Raw genomic sequence first — 21,328 nt, forward strand, 5'->3', positions numbered from 1 at the left:
CCGCGCGACGACCCCGTGTGAACGGACGTTTCGCCAGCTCAACGACTGTTTCACGTTGTCTCACACCATGAGACGACCGCCCGGTACGGCTTGCGAACGCGCCGAGCGCGCCCCCAGGATGGGCCCCGTGATCGAGCCGAGCCGCACCGTTACCACGCGCCCCAGCGCACGCCCCGGCGTGCGGCGCGAGCCGGCCGCGCGCCCCTGTTGTCGGGCCTGAGCCCCCGCGCCCCCGCCCGGCACCCCGCGCCCCGCCCGCTGAGCGGGGCGCGCCCCAACGCCCCCGCCCGGGCCGGCCGTTCGCGACCGGCCCCGCCCCGCGACGGGCGCCCCCGGCGCGCCGCCCGCCCCACCACCGGCGCACCCTCAGCACGCCCCTGACCACCCCCTGACCACCCCCTGACCACGGAAGGGTTCCTTAGCCATGTGCGGATTAGCCGGCTGGGTCGACCACGCCGGGCTCGGCCCCGACGCGCAGGCCGTCGCCGAGAAGATGAACGACCAGCTCACCCACCGGGGCCCCGACGGCTCCGGCGTGTGGCTCGCCCGCCGCGCGGTGCTCGCCCACCGCAGGCTCTCCGTGATCGACATCGAGGGCGGCGCCCAGCCCATGACCCTCGCCGAGCCGGGCCGCACCGAGCCCCGCTGGGTCGTCACCTACAACGGCGAGCTGTACAACCACCGCGAGCTGCGCCGGGAGTTGACCGCGCGCGGCCACCGCTTCCGCACCGCCAGCGACACCGAGGTGCTGCTGGCCGCCTGGGCCGAGTGGGGCGCGGACGCCGCCCGGCGGCTCAACGGGATCTTCGCGTTCGCCGTCTGGGACGACCGCGAGGAGACCCTCTGGCTGGTCCGCGACCACCTCGGCGTCAAGCCGCTGCTCTACCACCACGACGGCGGCCGCCTGATCTTCGGCTCCGAGGCCAAGGCCATCCTCGCCCACCCCGACGTCGCCACCGAGGTCGACGAGGACGGGCTGCGCCAACTCGCCCTGCCGCTGCTGAAGTTCCCCGGCACCAACCCCTACCGGGGCGTCGCCGAGGTCCTTCCCGGCCAGGTGCTCTCCTTCACCGGGAACGGCGTGCGCACCCACCGCTACTGGGACCTCGCCGAACTGGTCGCCGCGCCCGCCGCGACCGAGGACCCGGACGAGGCCGCCGAACGCCTCCGCTCGCTGCTGCACGACACCGTCACCCGGCAGACCATCGCCGACGTTCCGCTGTGCACCCTGCTCTCCGGCGGCCTGGACTCGTCCGTCGTCACCGCCATCGCCGCCGGCCTGCCGGAACGCGCCGGCCTCGGCTCGTTCTCCGTCGACTTCACCGACGCCGCAGGGTCCGCCGACTCCCGCTCCGCGCAGGACCGCCACCACGCCCGCGAGGCCGCCGCGTTCATCGGCACCCGGCACGCCAACATCGTGCTCGACAGCCACCTGCTGTCCGACTCAGCCGAGCGCGACGCCACCGTGCGCGCCCGCGACCTGCCCAACGGCTTCGGCGACCTCGACACCAGCCTGCTCCTGCTGTGCCGCGAGATCCGCCGGCACGCCACCGTCGCGCTCTCCGGCGAGGCCGCCGACGAGATACTGGGCGGCTACCTGTGGTTCTCCGAGCCACGGGCCGTCGCCGCCGACACCTTCCCGTGGATGGCCGACAGCCCCGCCCACGGCTATCTCCACCAGCGGGTCCTGGGCACCCTCGACCCCGAACTCGTCGAGCGGCTGCGGCTGGAGGAGTACCTCGCCGACGCGTACGCCACCGCGCTCGGCGGCCTCGACCTCGACCCCGCGCTGGCGCCGCGCGAGCGACGCCACCGGGAGATTGTCTATCTCGCGCTCACCCACTTCCTGACGATGCTGCTGGACCGCAACGACCGGCTCAGCATGGCCAGCGGCCTGGAGGTGCGCGTCCCGTTCACCGACCACCGCGTCGTCGAACTCCTCGTCACCCTGCCGCGCGCCGTCCACCACGCCGGCGGCCGGGAGAAGGGCGTGCTGCGCGACGCCGCCGTCGGGCTGCTCCCCGAGAGCGTCCGCGAACGGCGCAAGTCGCCCTACCCCACCTCGCCCGACCCGGACTACTCGCGCCGGCTGACCGACCACCTCACGCGCGTGCTGCACGACCCGCCCGAGGGGCTGGACGCCATCTTCGCCGCGCCCGCGCTCGACCCGCGCCACATCGGCGAGGCGGCCCGGTCGCACGGCCTGGTCAGCAACTTCGAGGGCGAGGTCATCCTCAACTTCGCCTCCTGGCTGCGCCAGTACACCCCGCGCCTGGCCCTCTGAGCCGCGCCCGCCGCGCGCCCTCACGCCCGCCGCGCGCCCCCGCGCCCGCCCCGTTCCTCCGCATGACCCGGGAGCCCACCCATGACCAGCAGCGACACCCTCCGACAGACCCGCGACCACCTCTGGCTGCACCTGACCAACCACGCCCGGCTCGCCGCCGGCGGCGAGGTCCCCGTCATCACCCGCGCCGAGGGCGCCTACGTCTGGGACGACCGGGGCCGGCGCTACCTCGACGGGCTCTCCGGACTCTTCGCCGTCAACGTCGGCCACGGCAGGCCCGAACTGGCCGAGGCCGCCGCCCGGCAGATCCGCGAGCTGGACTACTTCCCGATCTGGGGCCATGTCCACCCGCGCGCCGCCGAGTTGGCCGAGGCCCTCGCCGACCGCGCGCCCGGCGACCTCAACCGGGTGTTCTTCACCAACAGCGGCAGCGAGAGCGTCGAGACCGCCTGGAAGCTCGCCAAGCAGTACTTCCGCGCCACCGGCCAGCCCACCCGCCACAAGGTGATCAGCCGCGCCATCTCCTACCACGGCACCACCCAGGGCGCGCTCTCCATCACCGGACTCCCGCAGCTGCGCGCCCCGTTCGAGCCGCTGGTGCCCAGCGGCCACCGTGTGCCGACCACCGACCGCTACCGCGCGCCCGCGCATCTGCGCGACGACGAGGCGGCGTTCGGCCGGTGGGCCGCCGACCGGATCGCCGAGGCCATCGAGGCCGAGGGGCCCGACACCGTCGCCGCGATCTTCCTGGAGCCCGTGCAGAACTCCGGCGCCGCGATCCCGCCGCCCGCCGGCTACCTCCAACGGGTCCGCGAGATCGCCGACCGCTACGGGGTGCTGCTCGTCGCCGACGAGGTCATCACCTCCTTCGGCCGGGTCGGCGACACCTTCGCCATCAACCGCTACGGCGTCGTCCCCGACATCATCACCGGCGGCAAGGGCCTGACCGCCGGCTATGTCCCGGCCGGCGTCACCGTCGTCAGCGACCGCCTCTTCGAGCCGTTCACCCGCCCCGAGCACACCTTCGCCCACGGCCTGACGTTCGCCGGCCACCCCGTCGCCGCCGCCGTCGCCCTGGCGAACCTCGCCGTCTTCGAACGGGAGAAGCTCAACGAGCGGGTCCGCGAGCACGAGGACGCGTTCGCCGCCACCCTGGCCGGCCTGAAGGACCTGCCGATCGTCGGCGACGTGCGCGGCGCCGGCTACTTCTGGGGCGTGGTGCTGGTCAAGGACCAGCACACCCGCGAACCCTTCACCGGGCCCGAACGCCGCCGCCTCATCGACGAGTCGCTGGCCCCCGCGCTGCGCGCCGCCGGGCTCCACGCCCGCATCGACGAACGGGGCGACCCCGCGATCCTCCTCGCGCCGCCCACCGTCGTCGGCCCCGCCGAGTTCGCCTTCGTCGAACAGGTCCTGCGCTCCGCCCTCACCGACGCCTGGCGGGGGCTGTAGACGCATGGCGGACATCCTCGACCCGACCGTCACACCCGCCGCTCCGCCGCGCCGCGCCGGCCACGCGGCGCGCCGGGCCGGCACGTTCGCCACCGTGCTGCTCTCGGCCTACACCCTGGCGTTCTTCCTGCTCTACGCGCTGCCCAGCGACCCGGTGGCGCTGATGCTGGAACGCCGCTCCGCCGGCGCCGGCGGCAGCGGCCCCGAGCGGATCGCCGCGCTGCGCGAGGCCCACGGCCTCGACGACCCGCTGCTCCTGCGCTACCTCACCACCCTGGGCCGGCTGCTCACCGGCGACCTGGGCACCTCCTTCCAGTCCGGCCGACCCGTGCCCGAGGTGCTGGCCGCCGTCGCCCCGGCCACGCTCAGCCTGGCCGCCGCCGCGCTCGTCCTCGCCGTGCCGTTCTCCGTCGCGCTGGCCCTGGCCACCTCGTGGCGGAGCGAAGGACTCGCGCACCGCCTGCTGACACGGCTGCCGGCGCTGATCGCCGCCATCCCCGCGTTCTGGCTCGGGCTGCTGCTGTTGCGGCTGTTCTCCTTCACCCTGGGCTGGGTGCCCTCCTCCGGCGGCGAGGGCCTGGCCGGGCTGGTGCTGCCCGCCGTCGCCCTGGCGCTCCCGGTCTCCGCCGCGCTGACCGCCGTGCTGGTCCGCTCCCTCGACGACATGCGGCAGGCCCCGTTCGTCGAGCTGCTGACGGCCCGTGGGCTGCCCTGGCGGCGCGTCTACCTCGCCCATGTGGCGCGCAACGCGCTGCTGCCGTTCGTCACCCTCGCCGGCCTGACCGTCGGCGGGGTGCTGGTCGGCACCGTGATCACCGAGACCGTCTTCGCCAGGGCCGGTCTCGGGCGGCTGCTCGCCTCCTCCGTCGAGACCCAGGACGCGCCCGTGATCCTCGCCATCACCGTGCTGGCCGCGCTGGTCTTCGCCACCGTCAACCTCGCCGTCGACCTGCTCTACCCGCTGCTCGACCCGAGGCTGCGCCGCGAGAACGGGGGAGCGCCCGCATGACAGCGCCCGCGCCCGCACGCGCCGCCACCCGCCGCCGCGCCGCCGCCCCCTGGCCGGCGCTGCTCGTCCTCGCCGCCGTCGGCCTGGCCGCGCTGCTGCCCGAACTCCTCGCACCCCACGACCCGTTCGCCCAGAACGTCACCGAGCGGCTGACCGGGCCCACCGCGACGCACCCCTTCGGCACCGACGAACTCGGCCGCGACCTGCTCAGCCGCGTGGTCCACGGCACCCGCGCCACGCTCGCCACCGCGCTGCTCGCGCTGGCCTTCGCCTTCGGCCTCGGCCTGCTGATCGGGCTGGCCGCCGGCTACCTCGGCGGCCTCGTCGACCGGGTGCTGATGGCCGGCGTGGACGTGCTGCTGGCCCTGCCCTCGCTGCTGATCTCGCTGCTCATCGTCTCCGGCCTCGGCACCGGGCCAGGCAACCTCGCCGTCGCCGTCGGCATCGCCTCCGTGCCCGCGCTGGCCCGCGTCACCCGCGCCGAGGTGCTGCGCGTCAGCTCCCAGCCGTTCGTCGAGGCGGCCGCCGGGTTCGGCGTCGCGCGCCACCGCGTGCTGCTGCGCCATGTGCTGCCGCACGCGCGCGGCCCGATCAGCGCGCTCGCCGCGCTGGAGCTGGCCACCATGGTGCTGTCCGTCTCCGCCCTCAGCTTCCTCGGCTACGGCACCCAGCCGCCCGACCCCGAGTGGGGCACCCTGATCGCCGGCGGGCGCGACTACTTCGCCACGGCCTGGTGGCTGACGACGCTGCCCGGCGCCGTCCTCGCCTGCGCGGTGCTCGCCCTGCACCGCCTGGGCCGCTCCGTCGGCGCCGGCCACGAGGGGCTGACGCCGTGACCGACCGCCATCAGGCGAGCGGCGCCCCCGCGCTCGCCCTCGAAGGGCTCACCGTCCGCTACCCGCGCCCGGGCCGGAACGGCCGGAACGCCGGCCAACTCCTCGCCGTCGACGACCTGTCCCTGACCGTCGAGCCCGGCCGGACCCTCGCCGTCGTCGGCGAGTCCGGCTCCGGCAAGTCCACCACGCTGCACGCCCTGTTGGGCCTCACCCCGCGCACCGCCCAGGTCTCGTTCCGCCGGCTCGCCGTCCGCGCCGAGGACGGCCGGGAGCCGCGCGAGGTCGCCGACCCCCGGGCGCTGCGCGGCCGTTCCGTCGGCCTCATCCCGCAGGACCCGGTGCGCGCCCTGGACCCGCTGGTGCGGATCGAACGCCACTTCGCCGAACTGCACCGCCACCTCCTCGGCCTGACCGACCGGGCCGACAGCCGCGCCCGCGCCGTCGCCGCCCTCGCCGACGTCGGCGTGGACCGGCCCGAGGCGCGGCTGCGGCAGTACCCGCACCAGCTGTCCGGCGGGCAGCGCCAACGCGTGCTGATCGCGCTCGCCCTGGTCGGCGAGCCGCGCCTGCTGCTCGCCGACGAGCCGACCTCCAACCTGGACGCCACCGTCCAGCGCCGGGTGCTCGACCTGGTCGACCGGGTGCGGGCCGAACGCGGCCTGGCCGTGCTGCTCGTCACCCACGACATCGCCGTGGCGGCCGAGCGCGCCGAGCGGCTGCTGGTGATGCGGCACGGCCGCGCCGTCGAGACCGGGCCCACCCGCGACGTCCTCGCCCGCCCCCGACACCCCTACACCCGCGAGCTGTTGGCGGCCCTGCCCAGCCGGCTGCCGCCGCGCCGCCCGCGCCCGCAGGGCGCCGACGAGCCGCCGGTGCTGGCGGCGCGCGGCCTGTCGAAGTCCTTCGGCGGCGGGCGCGGCGCGCCCCGGGTGCCGGCCGTGCGGGACGTCGACCTCGCCCTGCACCGGGGGCGCACCGTCGCCGTCGTCGGCGAGTCCGGCGCCGGCAAGTCCACGCTGCTGCGCCTGCTCACCGGCCTGGACCGGCCCGACGCCGGCACGGTCACCCCGGCCCCCGGCCGGGGCGGCCGGCGCGCGGCGGCCCGCCGGGTTCAACTCGTCTACCAGAACCCGGCGCGCAGCCTGAACCCCGCGCTGACCGTCGGCCAGATCGTCGCCGAGCCGCTGCACGCCCACCGCGTCGGCACCCCGGCCACCCGCGCCGCGCACGTCAGCGAACTGCTCGCCCAGGTCGAACTCCCCGCCGAGACCGCTGCCAGCCGCCCGCCCCAGCTCTCCGGCGGCCAGCTCCAACGCATCGCCATCGCCCGGGCGTTGGCCCTCCAGCCGGACGTGCTGGTGCTCGACGAGCCCGTCTCCGCCCTCGACCAGGCCGTGCGGTTCGCCCTGCTGAAGCTCCTGGCCGAACTCCAGGACCGGCTCGACGTCGCCTACCTGCTGGTCTCGCACGACCTCGGCGTGGTGCGCGCCGTCGCCGACGAGGTGCTGGTGATCCACCGGGGCCGGATCGTCGAACGCGGCCCCACCGAGGACGTGTTCACCGCGCCCACCAGCCCCCACACCCGCGCCCTGCTGGACGCCGTGCCCACCCTGCCCGAACCCCTCGCTACCGAACCCCTTGCTACCGAACAGCCCGCCACCGAACAGCCCGCCACCGAGCGGCAGAACAGGACGACCACGCCATGACCCGCACCACCCGCCAGGTCCCGCTCGCCCTCGCCACCGCCGCCACACTCCTGCTGGCCGGCTGCGGCGGCTCCGCCTCCTCCACGGACGCCGGCGACCCGACCCACCTGCGGATCGCCTACGGCTGGTACCCGACCTGCTTCGACTACGCCCAGTTTAACCCGTTCGCCCTCTTCGGCCGGCAGGTGCTGGACACCCTGCTCAGCGAGAACCCCGAGACCGGCGCCATCGAGCCCTACCTGGCCGAGTCCTGGGAGACCCTGGAGGACGGCCGCGCCTACACGTTCACCCTCCGCGAGGGCGTGACGTTCAGCAACGGCGAGGAGCTGACCGCCGAGGTCGTCGCCGACAACTTCGAGACCCTGTGGTCGCTGGCCGAACAGGGCGTCTCGCCGACCGTCGAGGCCTATCTGCGCGGCTACCACCACGCCGAGGCCGTGGACGAACGCACCGTCCGTGTCGCCTTCGACGAGCCCAACGCCGGCTTCCTCCAGGCCAACACCGAGGGCCAGTTCGGCATCGTCGCCCCCGAGTCCCTGGCCCGCACCCCCGAGCAGCGCTGCGCCGAGGGCACCGTAGGCACCGGACCCTTCGTGCTGGAGGAGGCCGTCCAGGACGAACGCGTCACGTACGTCCGCCGCGACGGATACGCCTGGGCGCCCGCCGCCTGGGGCCGCGAGGGCGAGGCCGCCCTGGAACGGGTCACCGTCCAGATCGTGCCCGAGGAGAGCGTCCGGGCCGCCGGCGTCGTCTCCGGCGAGTACGACGTCGCCTACTCCGTCACCGACGCGGGCCTCGCCCAGGCCGAGGGCCAGGACGGCGTCCAGACCGTGCTCGCCCCCGACCGCTCGGTCGTCAACACCCTCGTCGTCAACACCGCCGACCCCGTCCTCGCCGACTCGGCCGTCCGCCGCGCCCTCCAACACGGCATCGACCGCGAGGAGTTCGTCGACACGTTCTACGGCGAGGGCGTCGAGCCCGCCACCGACGTGGTCTCCCGAGGCCACCGCTACTACACCGACCGGAGCGAGGCGCTGGCGTACGCCCCCGACCTCAGCCGCTCCCTCCTGGCGGAGGCCGGCTGGCGCGCCGGCGAGGACGGGGTGCGCGCCCGCGACGGGCAGCGCCTCGAACTCACCCTGACCTTCGTCGGCTCCGACATCGGCACCTCGGCCGCCGGCTGGGAGTACCTGGCCAGCGGGCTCGCCGAGATCGGCATCGCCCTCGAACTCCGCCAGGTCTCCGACGCCGAACAGGCCGACCTGCGCACCTCGGGCGACTGGCAGCTCGCCGTCTACCAGGGCGCCAGCCGGGGCGACGCCGACGGCATCGCCGCGTTCTACCACACCGAACTCGCCCAGTGGACCGGGCAGGCGCCCCGCCCCGAGGTCGACGCGCTGCTCGCCGAGCAGGCCACCACCGTCGACCCGGAGCGCCGCCGCCAGCTCGTCGACGAGGCGGTGACCCTCCTCGTCGAGGAGGGCTACGGCATCCCGCTCTTCGACTCCGCCCAGGTGCTGCTGGCCCGCGACGCCGTGCGTGACCTCACCTTCCCCGTCAACGCCTGGGAGCCGATCCTGCACCGCGTCACCAAGGAGGACTGACGACCGGCACCGCGCGCCGCCGCCACCTGCCACCCGCCGATCGAGCCAGACCGAGCCAGACCGAGCCAGACCGAGCCAGACCGAGCCAGACCGAGCCAGACCGAGCCAGACCGAGCCGCACCGAGCCGAGGACCCGCATGACCAGCCCCGCGACCACTCCCACCCTGCTGCTCAACGCCCAGTACCTGCCGACCAGTCGGGACTGGCGCACCGAGGCCGGCCGCGCCGACTCACCGTTCCTCGTCGACACCTTCGTGCGCGAGGCCCGCCGCGCCGAGGAGGCCGGCTTCGACGCCTTCTTCCAGGCCGACTTCTCCGGCGTCAACCGCGCCGCGCTGCGCACAGGCCCGCCGCTGACCGTCTTCGAACCGTTCCAGGCCGCCGCGCTCATCGCCTCCGCCACCCGCAGGATCGCCGTCCTGCCCACCGTCTCCACCCTCCACACCCACCCGTTCTCCGCCGCCCGCTCCCTCGCCAGCCTGGACCGGATCTCCCGGGGCCGCGCCTGGGTCAACGTGGTGTCCTCCTTCCGCTCCGGCACCGCCATCGGCATCACCCGCGCCACCCCACCCGAGCAACGCCACGCTCAGACCGAGGAGTTCCTCGACGTGCTGCGCCGGCTGTGGGCGAGCTGGCCGCCCGAGGCCAACCGGCCCGACCCGGCCCGGGACCACTTCGTGCGCGAGGAGCTGATCCGGGACGTCGTCCACCACGGCACGTTCTACGAGCAGACCGGGCCGCTCGACATGGCCCCCTACTCCGCCGCGTTCCCCTTCGTCCTCCAGGCGACCTCCTCGCTGGCCGGGCTCCGGCTGGCCGCCCGCACCGGCGACGGCGTCTTCGCCGGCACGCCCACCCTCGGCGCAGCCCGCGCGCTGCGCGCCATCCTGCGTGCCGAGACCCGTGCCGCCGGCCGCCCGGCCGGCGCCGTGACGCTGCTGCCCGGCGCGTTCCTCCGGATCACCGCCAGCCCCGAGGAGACCGCCGGCCTCCTCGACGCCCAGCGGCGGCGCGCCCACGCCGGCAGCGGCCGGCCCGCGCTGGACGCGCTGCGCGCCCGCTTCCCCCGGCTGCCGCTCGGCGAAGCCGGCCCGGCCGACCCGCTCCCCGCCGACCTGCTGCCCGAGACGCCGGACGAGGTCCTCGCCACCCTCGGCTCCCCCTACCTGCCGCTGTGGGACCTCGCCCGCCAACCCGGCCTGACCGTCGGCCACTTCGCCGCCGAGGCGTCGCTGCTCGGCGAGCACGCCCGGTTCGTCGGCACACCCGAGCAGCTCGGTGCCGAGCTGCGCCGCTGGTTCGACGAGGACGGCGTGGACGGCTTCCAGTTCATCCTCGGCAACGACTTCGACGCGCTCTGTTCCCGCGTCGTCCCCCTGCTGCGCGGCGAGACGCCCCGCCGCCGGCACCCGCACCCCCGCCGCACCCCCAGCAGAACAGGTGACCACCCATGACCGAGAGCCCGCACGCCGCGCCCCCCGAGCCCGCCGTCCACCCACCGGCCGACAAGCCCACCGCCAAGTCCGCCGACAAGTCCGCCGACGAGTCCGCCGACGCCGACGCGGCCGCCGCCCGCAGCGCGTTATGGCGGCGGCGCCTCTTCGAGGGCGAGGCCGGACTGACCCGCTTCGTCGTCGAGACCCGCGCCGGCGCCCACATGCGGGCGCTCCTCGAAGTCAAACAGGCGATCTTCGAGTCACTCCCCGACAACAACGACGAACAGGAGTGGAAGGCGGCGTTCTTCCGGGGCCAGGCCCTGATGGAACGGTTCGTCGTCCACCACTTCGGCCACCCGGAGCTGGCCGCCTGGGCCAGGTCCAACGGGATCATCTACGCGGCCGTCGACCCCGCCCCGAAACACGACGCCAGGGTGCCCCTGGACCGCCTCGCCGCCCAGGCCGACCTCTACGACTCCGACACCGAGTGGCTCGCCCACGACCCCGAACACGCCACGCTCCGCATCCGCCGCTGCGCCATCTGGGAGTACCGCGAACGCGCCCGCCGGCGCGGCGTCCCCATCACCCTGCGCGCGCCCTGCGAGTACTGCGTGCCGGCGACCACCGCCATGGTGACCATCAAGGGACTGAACGCCCGCCACCAACTGACCGAGGACGCCTGCGGCCACGGGTGCGTCTGGACCGCTTCCCGCGGCCCGGCCGCACCGGAGGCGCCGGACTCCCCGAACGGCCCGGACTCCCCGAACGGCCCGGGCTCCCCGGTGCACGGCCCCCGCAACGGACGCGAAGGTTGACCGCCATGACGACCCGCCACCCCGGAACGAGCACGCTGCCCACCGCCCCGCCCCCGTCGCGCGTCGACGCCGACATCGCGCGGCTGCGCGCCCTGCCAGCCCGCCAACAGCCCGACTGGCCCGACCGGTCCGCGCTCCACGCCACGCTCCGCTCGCTGCCGCCCGGTGACGCGGTGACCCGCGAGGACGTCGACGAACTCCGCCACGAGCTGGCCCGGCTCGACGCCGCCGGCGGCCTCGTCCTCCAACTCGGCGACTGCGTCGAGGACATCGACACCGACGTGCCGGCCGCCACCCGCGCCAAGGTCGCGTTCCTCACCCAGGTCCGCTCCCACCTGCGGACCCGCACCGGCCGCGACATCGTCGCCGTCGGCCGGCTCGCCGGCCAGTACGCCAAGCCGCGCTCCGCCGAGTTCGAGGTGGTCGACGGGCGGCGGCTGCCCGCCTACCGGGGCCCCATCGTCAACGCGCCCCAGCCGACCCCCGAGGCCCGCCGCCCCTCGCCCGCCCGCCTCGCCCGGGCGCACGCCGCCGCCCGCGCCGCCCACGCCACCCTCGCCGAGCACCACCGGGCGACCGCCCGCCGCGACCCGATCTGGACCAGCCACGAGATGCTGCTCCTCGACTACGAGCTGCGCTTCCTGCGCGCCGGCGAACCGGGCGGCCGGCACCTGCTGGCCACCACCCACTGGCCCTGGGTCGGCGCCCGCACCCGGCAACGCGACGGCGCCCACATCGCGTTGGCCGCCGTGCTGCACAACCCGGTCAGCGTCAAGATCGGCCCCGACACCGCGCCCGAGGAGGCCGCCGCGCTCGCCGCCGCCCTCAACCCCGAGGACGAGCCGGGCCGGCTGACGTTCATCGCCCGGATGGGCCACCGCGAGATCGACCGGCTCGGCCCGCTGGTGCGCGCCGTCCACCGCCGCGTCGAGCACGTCCACTGGGTCAGCGACCCGATGCACGGCAACACCGTCAAGGGCGTCCACGGCTTCAAGACCCGCCATGTCGAGCACATCGCCGCCGAGTTGACCGCGTTCCAACGGATCGTCGCCGAGGCAGGCCGCCGGCCCGCCGGCCTCCATCTGGAGGCCACCGGCGACGACGTCCACGAGTGCGCCGAGCGCGGCGTCGAGCCCCACGACCCGGCCCGCTACCGCACCCTGCTCGACCCCCGGCTCAACCCGGAGCAGACCGCCACCGTCCTCGGCCACTGGCACGCCTGACCCCCGGCCCCGCGACGCCCGGGCGCCCCCCGCAGACAGGAGAGAACCCATGGCGCAGCATCCCCTTCTCGCCCTTGAGGACACCGCACACCCCGACCCCGAGGAGTACCTCCAGGCCGCCCTGCGCTGGCACTTCTCGCCCGAGACCGGCTCCCGGCTGTGGCTCGACCTGGCCCGGCAGCTCGACTTCGACCCCGTCCGCGACATCACCGGCTACGCCGACCTGGGCTGCTTCCCCGACATCGCCGCACAGCTGCGGGACCGGCCCGTCGAGGACCTGATCCCGGCCGGGCTCGCCGACGAGCCGGTGCCCGCCGTCTTCGAGACCGGCGGTACCACCGGCTCGCCCAAGCGCCTGCCCTACACCGACCGTTGGGTGCGCCGCGCCCTGGAGTGGAAGACGGCGGAGCTGCGCGCCGCCGGCTTCCCCGAGGGCGAGCCCTGGCTGGTCGCCATGCCCTCCGGCCCGCACGCCTACGGCCACACCAGCCGCCTCCAGGCCAGGGCGCTCGGCTCGGTCCTGCACACCGTGGACCTCGACCCGCGCTGGGTGAAGAAGGAGATAGCCGCCGGCCGCCGGCCCGACGCCTATCTGACCCACCTGGTCGACCAGCTCGGCCACGTCATCCGCACCCAGCGGATCGCGGCCCTGACCACCACCCCGCCGATCCTCACCGAACTCCTGCTGCACGACGTCCTGGTGGACCGGCTGCGCGCCTCGCTCCGCTACCTCGCGCTCGCCGGCGCCCACCTCGACGACGACACCTACGACCTCATCGCCGGCACCCTGCCCGACACCGTGATCCAGAACGTCTACGGCAGCACCATGGTGCTGACCACCGCCCGGCTGCGCACCCCCACCGCGCCGCCGCCCGCCGCCCTCTACGACGGCTACCCGCCGTTCGTCGTCTTCGCCGTCGTCGACCCCGACACTCACCAGCCGGTGCCCTACGGGCAGCGCGGCCAGGTCCGCATGACGCACGTCAGCAGCGGCCTGTTCATCCCCAACAACCTGGAACGCGACTCCGCGATCCGGGTCCCCGCGCCCGAGGGCGGCGTCGGCGACGCCCTCAACGCCCCGCGGCCGCTCGCCGCGTTCGACGGCGAGCCCGTCATCCAGGGGGTCTACTGATGACCATCGCCGAACCGGAGACCGCCACCCTCCTCGAACTGCCGCTGCTCACCCACCGGGGCACCCACACCACCCGCGCGCACCAGACCGTGCACGGCGTGGACGGCGCGCCCCTGGCCAGCCTCTCCCTCGCCCCCGACCTGCTGCTCGGGCAGGCCCTGGCCGCCCAGCGGCGCGCCGCCCCGCTGCCCGCGCCCGAGCGGGCCGCCCGCCTCGCCGAGGCCGCCGACCGCTTCCTCGACGACACCCTCGGCGGGCTCACCTTCCGGGACCACCTGGCGCTGGTGCGCCGGGTCAGCGGCCACAACGCGCCGCTCACCGAGGAGTTGAGCCGCGCCGTCGCCACCGCCGTCGCCGCCGCGCCGGCCCGCGCCGACCGCGCCCGCCCCGTCGGCTCGCTCGGCTCCTGGCGGCAGGCCGCCGCCGGTCCGGGCAGCGGCGTGTGGACGCGGCGCGGCGAGACCCTGGCCGCCGTGCTCTCCGGCAACACGCCCACCATCCAGAACGGTTGGCTCCAGGCCCTGGCCCTCGGCTACCGGGTCGCGGTGCGCCCCTCGCGCCGCGAGCCGTTCACCGCGCACCGCGTCGTCGCCGCGCTGCGCGCCGCCGGCTTCCAACCCACCGACGCCGTGTGTCTCCCGACCGGCCACGCCGGCGCCGAGACCCTGCTGCGCCGCGCCGACCTCGGCCTGGTCTGGGGCGGCGACGACGTCCTGGCGCGCTATGGCGCCGAGCCGACGATCAGGGTCGGCGGGCCGGGCCGGGCCAAGACGCTGGTGACGCGCGGCCACCACACGCCCCGCACCGTCGCCTCCATCGCCGAGGCCGTCACCGCGCTCTCCGGCGCGGCCTGCGTCAACACCTCGGCGGTGCTCGTCGAGGGCGACCACGCCGCGCTGGCCGCCGAGTTGGCCGCCGCCCTCACCGAGGCGGCCGCCGGGCGCCAGACCACCGACCGCCACCTCGGGCCCCGGGTGGCCGAGGCGACCGCCGAGGCGCTGCTGGGCCAACTGCGGCGCGCCGGCGCCCACTTCGAGATCCCCCTCGACCGGATCGCCACCCCGCACCCCGAGGGCGGGGTGGTGCTGGGCCCGGCCGTGCTCACCGTCGCCGACGCCCACCACCCGCTGGTCGGCGGCGAACTCCCCTTCCCCTGCGTCACGGTGGCGCCCTGGGCGCCGGCGGACGGCATCGCCCCGCTGCGCGGCTCGCTGGTCGTCACCGCCCACACCGAGGACGACGCGCTGGTCGAGGCGCTGCTCCACGAGCCCACCGTCGGCAACGTCCACCTGGGCGCCCCGACCAGCCACGGCGGCCCCGAGCTGCCCCACGAGGGCTACCCGGGCACGTTCCTGATGCGCGACAAGGCGGTGGTCGCCGCCCGCTGACCCGGGGGACCGCTGGGCGCCGCCCGGCTCGCTCAGAACTCGTCGTCCAGGGCGTCCAGCGCCAGCTCCAGCTCGGTGAGGTCCGGCGGCACCAGCGTCGTGGAGTCCACCAGCTCCCGCAGCAGGTTGTGCATCAGCGTCGCGTCGCTGGCGTCGTCGTCCGCCTCCCGCAGCAGCTTGGCCGCCACCCGCCCGCTGCGGTGCAGCCGCCTGCGCACCGCGCCCACCCGCTCCTCGACCCGCCGCTTGGTCCAGCCGTACTGCGGCTGGAGCGCGGCGAGTTGGGCCACCGCCCTGCGGTACACCAGGGGCCTGGGCTCCAGGTCGTAGCGCAGGTACTCCTGGCCCAGCACGATCAGCGCCAGCCGCTCCGCCTCGTCCAGCGGCCACCGCTGGGGCGGGATGGTGTCGGCGGACTCCCGCGCGCCGGGCCCGGCGTCGTCGTGGTCGGCGACATACAGCTCCACCAGGTGCTCCCGGTAGCCGAAGCCCCGCACGAACACCGGCGTGTACCCGGGCGCCAGCGGAACGGGGTCGGTGGAGCTGTGCACCAGCTTGCCTCGCGGCAGCCGCAGCAGTCGCTGCCCGGTGTTCCGCAGCCACCAGCCGTGGTCGTGGAACGTCACCTCGCCGTGGCGGCGGCTGACGCCGGTGTCGTCGCCGCCGACCTTCAGCTCGTTCTCCGGCGTGCCGGCCCGCCCGAAGCGGACGGTCCGCACCGAGCGGGGATCGGCCCGCACGCTGCCGGAGACCGTGCGGGCGTGCAGCGTGCCGGGCGGGGCGGGCTTCCGCTCGGCGGCCAGGCGGGCCAGGCTCTCCGGAGGGTCGAGGCTCATCGCCGCGCTCCTTTCGCTTCGTCGGCCGAACTCGTCGGTGGTGGGCGCGGGGGAGGGGACCAGTCTCCCGACGCCGGCCGTGACCCCTCCCGGCCGCTCCGTCCCGAAGGTCAGGCCACCGTCCCCCAGGTCAGGCCGCCGGCAGCTCGGCGGCGGCCGCCTCGGCCAACCCCCGGACCGCCGCGCACAGTTGGTCCATGTCCCGGCCGGCGGCCGGCTCGGCGCGCACATGGACGCGGACCATCTCCGCATAGGTGTCAGCGTCCCGCCCGCCATAGGTGCGGTACTCGACGAACGCCGTGCACGTCCCCTCGCCGTTGCCCTCCTCCTCGATGACCGTGTCGAAGCCGTGCGGCCGGAACGGCTCGCCCGCCGGGTCCGTCCTGGGCTGGTCCCGGTGGAAGGCCACCTCGGCGCCCAGGGTCTTCTCCTCGTTCGCCCACTCGCAGGACCACTCCCGCACGCCGACCTCGGGCTCGTCCTCGGCCAGCCCCGGCAGCCCGGCCAGGGCCTCGGCGTCCAGCAGCGCGCAGGCGCTCGTCCAGACCAGCGAGTTCGCCGCGTGCGGGGTGGCCAGGCGCGGCACCCGCCCCTCGTTGAGCACATCGGCCGCGCCGGCGGCGACCGCCTCGGCCAGCAGGCAGAGCGTCCCCTGGCCGCCGGCGACCGGGCCGTCCTCCTCGGTGACCCGCAGCCCCACGACCAGTTCCTCCGCCTCGGCGGCCGGTGGCACCAGCGTCAACGCGCACTCGTCGTCCTCCGGCTCCCCCTCCAGCACCCCCACCTCGCCGATGGCGCGGGAGAACTCGCCCGCCTCGGGCGGCGCGCCCGGGCGCAGCGCGAGCGAGACGTCGATGCGGGAGTCGGGCGCCAGCCGGTCCTCCTCCTTCGGGGTGATCAGCACGTCGCACTGGTCGAAGTTCCCGAAGTCCGCGTCCAGCCGCACGCTCCCGAACCGGCTCAGCGCCGCCGCGTCGGCCAGCTCGCACAGGTCGGCGGTGCGCGGGTCGCCGATCGAGCCGGGCCCGTCGTCCGTCGAGTGCTCCGGGCCGCCGCCCGCCCGGTCGTCGCCGCCCTCGCCGCCGTCCCCGCCGGGCACCAGCAGCAGCGCCAGCACCAGCGCGGCCACCCCGAGTGCCCCGGCCAGTAACGCCCGCCGCCGCCACGGGCGTTGGGTGGCGCGCTCGGGACCGGGCTCGGTGTCGCCGTCCGGCTCCCCGCCGACCGCGCCGCCGCCGGGACCGGCGACCGCCGCCAGCAGCCGCCCCGCCTCGGCCGCGTCGGGCCGCCGGCGCGGGTCCCGCCGCAGCATCGCCGTCAGCACCGGCGCCAGCGGGCCCGTCGCCTCCGCGTCCACCCGGACCACGCCCTGCTCGGCCCGCCACCGGCGCAGCGCCTCGCCGCCCTCGGTGGTGTCGGCGTCGGTGGTGTCGGCGTCGGTGGCGTCGTCGTCCTCTGCCGCCGGCCCGTCGTCCCCGCGCGGCGGCGCGCCGGTGACCAGCGCGTGCAGCGTCGCGGCCAGGCTGAACACGTCGGAGGCGGGGCGCGGAATGTTCCCGCGCGCCACCTCGGGCGCCGCGTAGTCCGGGGTGAAGCTGAACGGGCCGTTGACGGTGACCGTCTGGGTGTCGCGGAACCGGTACGCCGCCCCGAAGTCCAGCAGCTTGGCCGCGCCCCGCCGGGTCAGCCCGACATTGGCCGGTTTCACGTCGCAGTGCACGATGCCGGCGGCGTGTAACGCGTCGAGTGCGTCCGCGAGTTGGGCGCCGAGCCGGGCCACGTCCCGGGGCGCCATCGGCGGCCGGCCGTCCAGGCCGCCGCCCGGCACATGCTCCATGACGAACCAGTGGGCCTCACCGCCGCCCCCGGCCGGCACCGTCACGATGTCCAGCAGCGTCACCACGTGCGGGTGGTCGCGGAACTTCGCCAGCGCGCGCGGCTCGCCCAGCCGTCGCACCGGGGGCGCGCCGTCGCTCCCGGCCGGCACCGGCTTGAGCACCACCCGCTCGCCCACCAGGCGGTCGTGGGCCAGCCACACCTCACCGCCACGGCCGGTGCCCATGACCTCCTCCAGGCCATAGCGACCGGCCAACTCGTCTCCGGGACCCACGACTTCCCCCTCGTGTTCCTCCCTCGTGCCCCCGCACCGTCGCGACGGAGCACGTCATGAACCTACTGTGCCGCTCGCGGTGGCGCACCGCATCCGGTCACGTACCCGGCGTCTTCACCGGCCGACCACAACCGTGGAGACGCCCGCCGGACGCCGGAAAAACGCCCGGTTCCTCCCGCTATGACGCCTTCCCTGCCGCCGTCGGGACCCCTCCCGGCGCGCCCCGCCTACCATCGCGGCGCGCGGCCCGGCCGGGCGCGCACCCGCCCGACCAGGAGGAACGCCCGTGAGGCAGCCCCGCCCCACCCGCCCCGCACGTGAGGGACGCGGCCGCACACCGCTGGCCCTGGCCGCCGTCGCGGCGCTGACCGTGCCGCTGGTCGCGGGCACCGCGGCGCGGGCCGCCGAGGAGCCGGACGGCGGGAAGCACCGGCCCGACGGCGCCGCCCAACTTCCCTCCGACGTGCTCGACCTGAGCGACTGGAAGATCACCCTGCCCACCGGCGAGGACGAGGACCCCGAAGAGGTCACCCAGCCGGAGCTGGACGACTACGAACATGACGCGTTCTTCACGGTCGTCGAGACCGACTCGGGCGACGCCGTGCGCTTCCGCGCCCCCGTCGACGGCGTGACCACCGGCGGCTCCTCCTACCCGCGCGCCGAGCTGCGCGAGATGGAGCCGGGCGGCGACGACGAGATCGAGTGGTCCTCCACCTCCGGCACCCACACCTTGACGGTGCGGGAGGCGTTCACCGCCCTCCCCGAGGACAAGCCGCACGTGGTCGGCGCGCAGATCCACGGCGGCGACGACGACGTGACCGTGGTGCGCCTGGAGGGCACCGAACTCTGGATCACCGAGGGCGACACCGCCCACCACCACCTGATCACCGACGACTACCAGCTGGGCACGGTCTTCGAGATCAGCTATGTGGTGAGCGACGGCGAGATCGAGGTCTACTACAACGGGGAGTTGGAGACCACCCTCGACCACGACGACGACACCAACTACTTCAAGGCCGGCGCCTACACCCAGGCCAACTGCGACAACTCCAGCCCCTGCGACGAGGACAACTACGGCGAGGTCGTCATCCACGAGCTGACCGTCGACCACGAGGACGACTAGGGTTCCTCTTTCGGGTCTTCGGGTCTTCGGGGATCGGTGCGGGCGCGGGCCGCAGGCAGGCCGGCAGCCCGTCAGGCCGTCAGCTCGGCCAGCGCCGCCAGCAGCCGGTCGATGTGCTCGCGCGGGGTGCCCGCACCGAAGCTGACCCGCACCGCCTGGAGCGCCCCGCCGCAGTCGTCCGCCGGCCCGTCCGCGCCCAACAGGCGCCGCACCAGCGGCTGGGCGCAGAACATCCCGGACCGCACCCCGATCCCGTACCGCTCCGACAGCGCCCGCGCCAACGCCTCGCTCTCCCAGCCCCGCACCGTGAACGACACCACCGCCACCCGCTCCGACTCCGACCCGAACAGCGACAGTTCGGCCACCGCCGGCAGCGCCGCCAGGCCGGCGCGCAGCGCCGACAGCAGCTCCCGCTCCCGCGCCTCCAGCGCGCCGTAGCCCGCGCCCTCGGTGAGCGCCCGGCAGGCCGCGGCGATGGCGAAGGCGCCGATCACGTTCGGCGAACCCGCCTCGTGCCGCGCCTCGTCCTCCGCCCAGGTCACCCGCACGCCCTCGGCCGGGTCGGCCGCGACCACGCGGGTCGCGCCGCCGCCGGCGAGATAGGGCGCGGCGGCGTCCAGCCAGTCGGCCCGCCCGGCGAGCACGCCGGCGCCGAACGGCGCGTACAGCTTGTGCCCGGAGAACGCCAGCCAGTCCACGTCCCAGTCGGCGACGCTCACCGGCCGGTGCGGCACCAACTGCGCCGCGTCCAGCACGATCCGGGCGCCGTGTCGGTGCGCGACGGCGGCCAGTTCCCGCACCGGCCACAGCTCGCCGGTCACGTTGGACGCGCCGGTGACACACAGCAGTCTCGGCCCCTCGGGGGCCGCCGCCAGCGCCGACTCGACCGCGCGCACGGCCTGTTGGGGGTCGCGCGGCGTCGGCAGACAGTCGACCCGGTGGCCGTGCCGGGCCCAGGGCAGCAGCGCCGCGTGGTGCTCGGACTCGAAGACGAACACCCGCGTGCCGGCGGGCAGCGCGGCCGCCAGCAGGTTCAACGAGTCGGTGGTGGAACGGGTGAAGACCAGCCGGTCGTCCGCGCGGCAGTCGAGGAACGCGGCGACCGTCGCCCGGGCGCGCTCGAACAGCTCGGTGGACAGCCGGGAGAGATGACCGGCGCCCCGGTGCACGCTGCCGTAGTACGGCGCGTAGGCGGCGACCTCATCCCAGACCCGGCGCAGCACCGGGGCGCTGGCGGCGTAGTCCAGCGCCGCGTAGCCGATCTCGCCACCGCCGAGAAGCGGCGCGGTGACCGCCGCGCTGAGCACGGCGTGCGAATCATCAACGGGGGAGGCGGGGGAGGGCGGCGGAACGGAGGGAGTGGTGGCAGGGCGGGGCGCGGTGTGAGTGGGCATGACGCTGTCTCCGGCGGAACTCGACGGGTTGAGAGACGCCACGGCGGAACGAGCCGGCCGTGACCGATAACCGATAACCAGAGGGAGGAGCCGACGGCTCCTAGCGCATTCGCTGACGCATGAGTGACTCCCGAGAGGCCGCACTTGCCATGGACCCTGCTGTCCACGGCCCGGTCATCACCCGGGGCACCCCGCCGCGACGGAGGGTTGCCGGACAGCGGGCCGGGGCCCTGTGGCGCTGTCACTCGTGACCTTGGCCGGCAGTCTGCCACACACCGCGCCGCGCGCGGTAGTCGGGCCAGGCCGGAACCCCCGGACGCCGCCGACGTCCGGGGGTTCTCCCGCCGGCCCAGACGGCCGGCGCCGCCTCAGTTGAGGATCGTGGACTCCAGGGAGTCGAGATCCACGGTCTGGCCGTCCAGGCTCTCCGCCCTGGTCAACTCCTCGGTGCGGTCGCCCCATTCGATGGCCATGGTGTCCCCGCTGAGCCGCAGCGTCACGCTCGCCGCCGTGCCCTGGCACATGAAGAACACCGGCTCCCAGTCGAGCGCGCCCTGCACCCCGACGCTCTGCCGGCAGGTCTCGCCCGTTCCCGGGTTGCCGTAGAGAACGCCGTCGGCCGTGGTGTAGAGCGTGGCGCCGTTGGCCTCCCAGCGGGCGAACCAGGCGGGGTCGCCCCCGCCGGCCCCCGGGTCGGGAAGGCCCTCCGCGTCGGGGGCGCCGTCGCCCTCGGCGCCCCCGTCGCCGAAGCCGCCGGTGGTGTCCAGCTCCAGCTCCTCGTTCATCTCGAAGTCCGGCAGTCCGCCGCCGGCCCCGGGCAGGCCGCCGCCACCGCCCTCGTCGTCGTCACCGCAGCTCGTGAGCACCGCGCCGGCCGCGAGCGCGGCCACCACGGAAATGAGGCGAATTCGTGCACGCACAGGTGTTTCCCCCGTTGTCACTGTATGTGGGAAGGGCTGTCGCTGCCCGACGTTAGTGAG

The 21,328-nt window shown here is 75.4% G+C and carries 16 protein-coding genes and 1 riboswitch; of the genes, 12 read left to right on the forward strand and 4 right to left on the reverse strand.

Annotated features, from left to right (window positions below; translation table 11 throughout):
• Positions 1 to 424 precede the first annotated feature (424 nt).
• The 11 genes from asnB to FH609_RS03850 all read left to right on the forward strand — a co-directional run bounded on the left by asnB (position 425) and on the right by FH609_RS03850 (position 14,885).
• The gene (gene asnB, locus FH609_RS03800; RefSeq protein WP_139670387.1) at positions 425 to 2,284 is read left to right on the forward strand and encodes an asparagine synthase (glutamine-hydrolyzing); all 1,860 of its coding nucleotides are present in this window, start codon (positions 425 to 427) and stop codon (positions 2,282 to 2,284) included.
• A gap of 81 nt (positions 2,285 to 2,365) precedes the next feature.
• Positions 2,366 to 3,736, forward strand: coding sequence for an aspartate aminotransferase family protein (locus tag FH609_RS03805; RefSeq protein WP_139670389.1), 1,371 nt, complete (start codon positions 2,366 to 2,368; stop codon positions 3,734 to 3,736).
• Positions 3,737 to 3,740: 4 nt separating this feature from the next.
• Positions 3,741 to 4,745 carry an ABC transporter permease gene (locus tag FH609_RS03810; protein WP_139670391.1) on the forward strand — a complete coding sequence of 335 codons (1,005 nt, stop codon included), beginning with the start codon at positions 3,741 to 3,743 and terminating at the stop codon, positions 4,743 to 4,745.
• Positions 4,742 to 5,581 carry an ABC transporter permease gene (locus tag FH609_RS03815; protein WP_139670393.1) on the forward strand — a complete coding sequence of 280 codons (840 nt, stop codon included), beginning with the start codon at positions 4,742 to 4,744 and terminating at the stop codon, positions 5,579 to 5,581. The genes FH609_RS03810 and FH609_RS03815 overlap by 4 nt, the downstream gene beginning before the upstream one ends.
• Positions 5,578 to 7,287 (forward strand): ABC transporter ATP-binding protein, encoded by a 1,710-nt coding sequence (locus FH609_RS03820; protein ID WP_139670395.1) that lies wholly within the window; start codon positions 5,578 to 5,580, stop codon positions 7,285 to 7,287. The genes FH609_RS03815 and FH609_RS03820 overlap by 4 nt, the downstream gene beginning before the upstream one ends.
• Positions 7,284 to 8,891: an ABC transporter substrate-binding protein gene (locus FH609_RS03825; RefSeq protein WP_139670397.1), complete on the forward strand. Its 1,608-nt coding sequence runs from the start codon at positions 7,284 to 7,286 to the stop codon at positions 8,889 to 8,891. Before FH609_RS03820 ends, FH609_RS03825 begins: the two co-directional genes overlap by 4 nt.
• A gap of 137 nt (positions 8,892 to 9,028) precedes the next feature.
• A complete protein-coding gene (locus tag FH609_RS03830) occupies positions 9,029 to 10,345 on the forward strand; it encodes an LLM class flavin-dependent oxidoreductase (protein WP_139670399.1) in 1,317 nt (438 codons plus the stop codon).
• Positions 10,342 to 11,142 (forward strand): hypothetical protein, encoded by an 801-nt coding sequence (locus FH609_RS03835; protein ID WP_139670401.1) that lies wholly within the window; start codon positions 10,342 to 10,344, stop codon positions 11,140 to 11,142. The genes FH609_RS03830 and FH609_RS03835 overlap by 4 nt, the downstream gene beginning before the upstream one ends.
• Before the next feature lie 5 nt (positions 11,143 to 11,147).
• Positions 11,148 to 12,365, forward strand: a complete 1,218-nt coding sequence (locus tag FH609_RS03840; protein WP_139670403.1) for a 3-deoxy-7-phosphoheptulonate synthase — start codon at positions 11,148 to 11,150, stop codon at positions 12,363 to 12,365.
• A gap of 49 nt (positions 12,366 to 12,414) precedes the next feature.
• A complete protein-coding gene (locus FH609_RS03845; RefSeq protein WP_139670405.1) occupies positions 12,415 to 13,497 on the forward strand; it encodes an AMP-binding protein in 1,083 nt (360 codons plus the stop codon).
• Positions 13,497 to 14,885: an aldehyde dehydrogenase family protein gene (locus tag FH609_RS03850; protein WP_139670406.1), complete on the forward strand. Its 1,389-nt coding sequence runs from the start codon at positions 13,497 to 13,499 to the stop codon at positions 14,883 to 14,885. The genes FH609_RS03845 and FH609_RS03850 overlap by 1 nt, the downstream gene beginning before the upstream one ends.
• A gap of 32 nt (positions 14,886 to 14,917) precedes the next feature.
• Here the strand turns inward: FH609_RS03850 and FH609_RS03855 are convergent, their stop codons facing one another.
• Positions 14,918 to 15,721, reverse strand: a complete 804-nt coding sequence (locus FH609_RS03855; RefSeq protein ID WP_139670409.1) for an FHA domain-containing protein — start codon at positions 15,719 to 15,721, stop codon at positions 14,918 to 14,920.
• A gap of 130 nt (positions 15,722 to 15,851) precedes the next feature.
• Entirely contained in the window at positions 15,852 to 17,831 is a 1,980-nt protein-coding gene (locus FH609_RS03860) for a protein kinase domain-containing protein (protein ID WP_139670411.1), read from the reverse strand.
• A gap of 286 nt (positions 17,832 to 18,117) precedes the next feature.
• On the opposite strand from FH609_RS03860, the gene FH609_RS03865 reads away from it, so the two are divergent.
• Positions 18,118 to 18,954, forward strand: a complete 837-nt coding sequence (locus FH609_RS03865) for a polysaccharide lyase family 7 protein (RefSeq protein WP_226961380.1) — start codon at positions 18,118 to 18,120, stop codon at positions 18,952 to 18,954.
• 71 nt (positions 18,955 to 19,025) lie between these two features.
• Here the strand turns inward: FH609_RS03865 and FH609_RS03870 are convergent, their stop codons facing one another.
• Together FH609_RS03870 and FH609_RS03875 are read right to left on the reverse strand one after the other, a co-directional pair.
• Positions 19,026 to 20,348: an aminotransferase class V-fold PLP-dependent enzyme gene (locus tag FH609_RS03870; protein WP_139670413.1), complete on the reverse strand. Its 1,323-nt coding sequence runs from the start codon at positions 20,346 to 20,348 to the stop codon at positions 19,026 to 19,028.
• Positions 20,349 to 20,483: 135 nt separating this feature from the next.
• Positions 20,484 to 20,601: riboswitch (SAM riboswitch) on the reverse strand.
• Positions 20,602 to 20,716: 115 nt separating this feature from the next.
• Complete coding sequence (locus FH609_RS03875; protein WP_139670415.1) at positions 20,717 to 21,268, reverse strand: hypothetical protein; 552 nt, start codon at positions 21,266 to 21,268, stop codon at positions 20,717 to 20,719.
• Between the last annotated feature and the right edge of the window lie 60 nt (positions 21,269 to 21,328).

This window comes from Streptomyces sp. 3MP-14, assembly GCF_006334905.2.
Taxonomy (GTDB): Bacteria; Actinomycetota; Actinomycetes; order Streptomycetales; family Streptomycetaceae; genus Streptomyces; species Streptomyces triticirhizae.

What these genes read in the sequence shown, in the direction of transcription:
- FH609_RS03815 (WP_139670393.1), top strand. Translation starts at nt 4,742, where the DNA reads ATGACAGCGCCCGCGCCCGCACGCGCCGCCACCCGCCGCCGCGCCGCC.
- FH609_RS03855 (WP_139670409.1), bottom strand. Translation starts at nt 15,721, where the DNA reads ATGAGCCTCGACCCTCCGGAGAGCCTGGCCCGCCTGGCCGCCGAGCGG.
- FH609_RS03845 (WP_139670405.1), top strand. Translation starts at nt 12,415, where the DNA reads ATGGCGCAGCATCCCCTTCTCGCCCTTGAGGACACCGCACACCCCGAC.
- FH609_RS03850 (WP_139670406.1), top strand. Translation starts at nt 13,497, where the DNA reads ATGACCATCGCCGAACCGGAGACCGCCACCCTCCTCGAACTGCCGCTG.
- FH609_RS03805 (WP_139670389.1), top strand. Translation starts at nt 2,366, where the DNA reads ATGACCAGCAGCGACACCCTCCGACAGACCCGCGACCACCTCTGGCTG.
- asnB (WP_139670387.1), top strand. Translation starts at nt 425, where the DNA reads ATGTGCGGATTAGCCGGCTGGGTCGACCACGCCGGGCTCGGCCCCGAC.
- FH609_RS03830 (WP_139670399.1), top strand. Translation starts at nt 9,029, where the DNA reads ATGACCAGCCCCGCGACCACTCCCACCCTGCTGCTCAACGCCCAGTAC.
- FH609_RS03825 (WP_139670397.1), top strand. Translation starts at nt 7,284, where the DNA reads ATGACCCGCACCACCCGCCAGGTCCCGCTCGCCCTCGCCACCGCCGCC.
- FH609_RS03840 (WP_139670403.1), top strand. Translation starts at nt 11,148, where the DNA reads ATGACGACCCGCCACCCCGGAACGAGCACGCTGCCCACCGCCCCGCCC.
- FH609_RS03870 (WP_139670413.1), bottom strand. Translation starts at nt 20,348, where the DNA reads ATGCCCACTCACACCGCGCCCCGCCCTGCCACCACTCCCTCCGTTCCG.
- FH609_RS03810 (WP_139670391.1), top strand. Translation starts at nt 3,741, where the DNA reads ATGGCGGACATCCTCGACCCGACCGTCACACCCGCCGCTCCGCCGCGC.
- FH609_RS03835 (WP_139670401.1), top strand. Translation starts at nt 10,342, where the DNA reads ATGACCGAGAGCCCGCACGCCGCGCCCCCCGAGCCCGCCGTCCACCCA.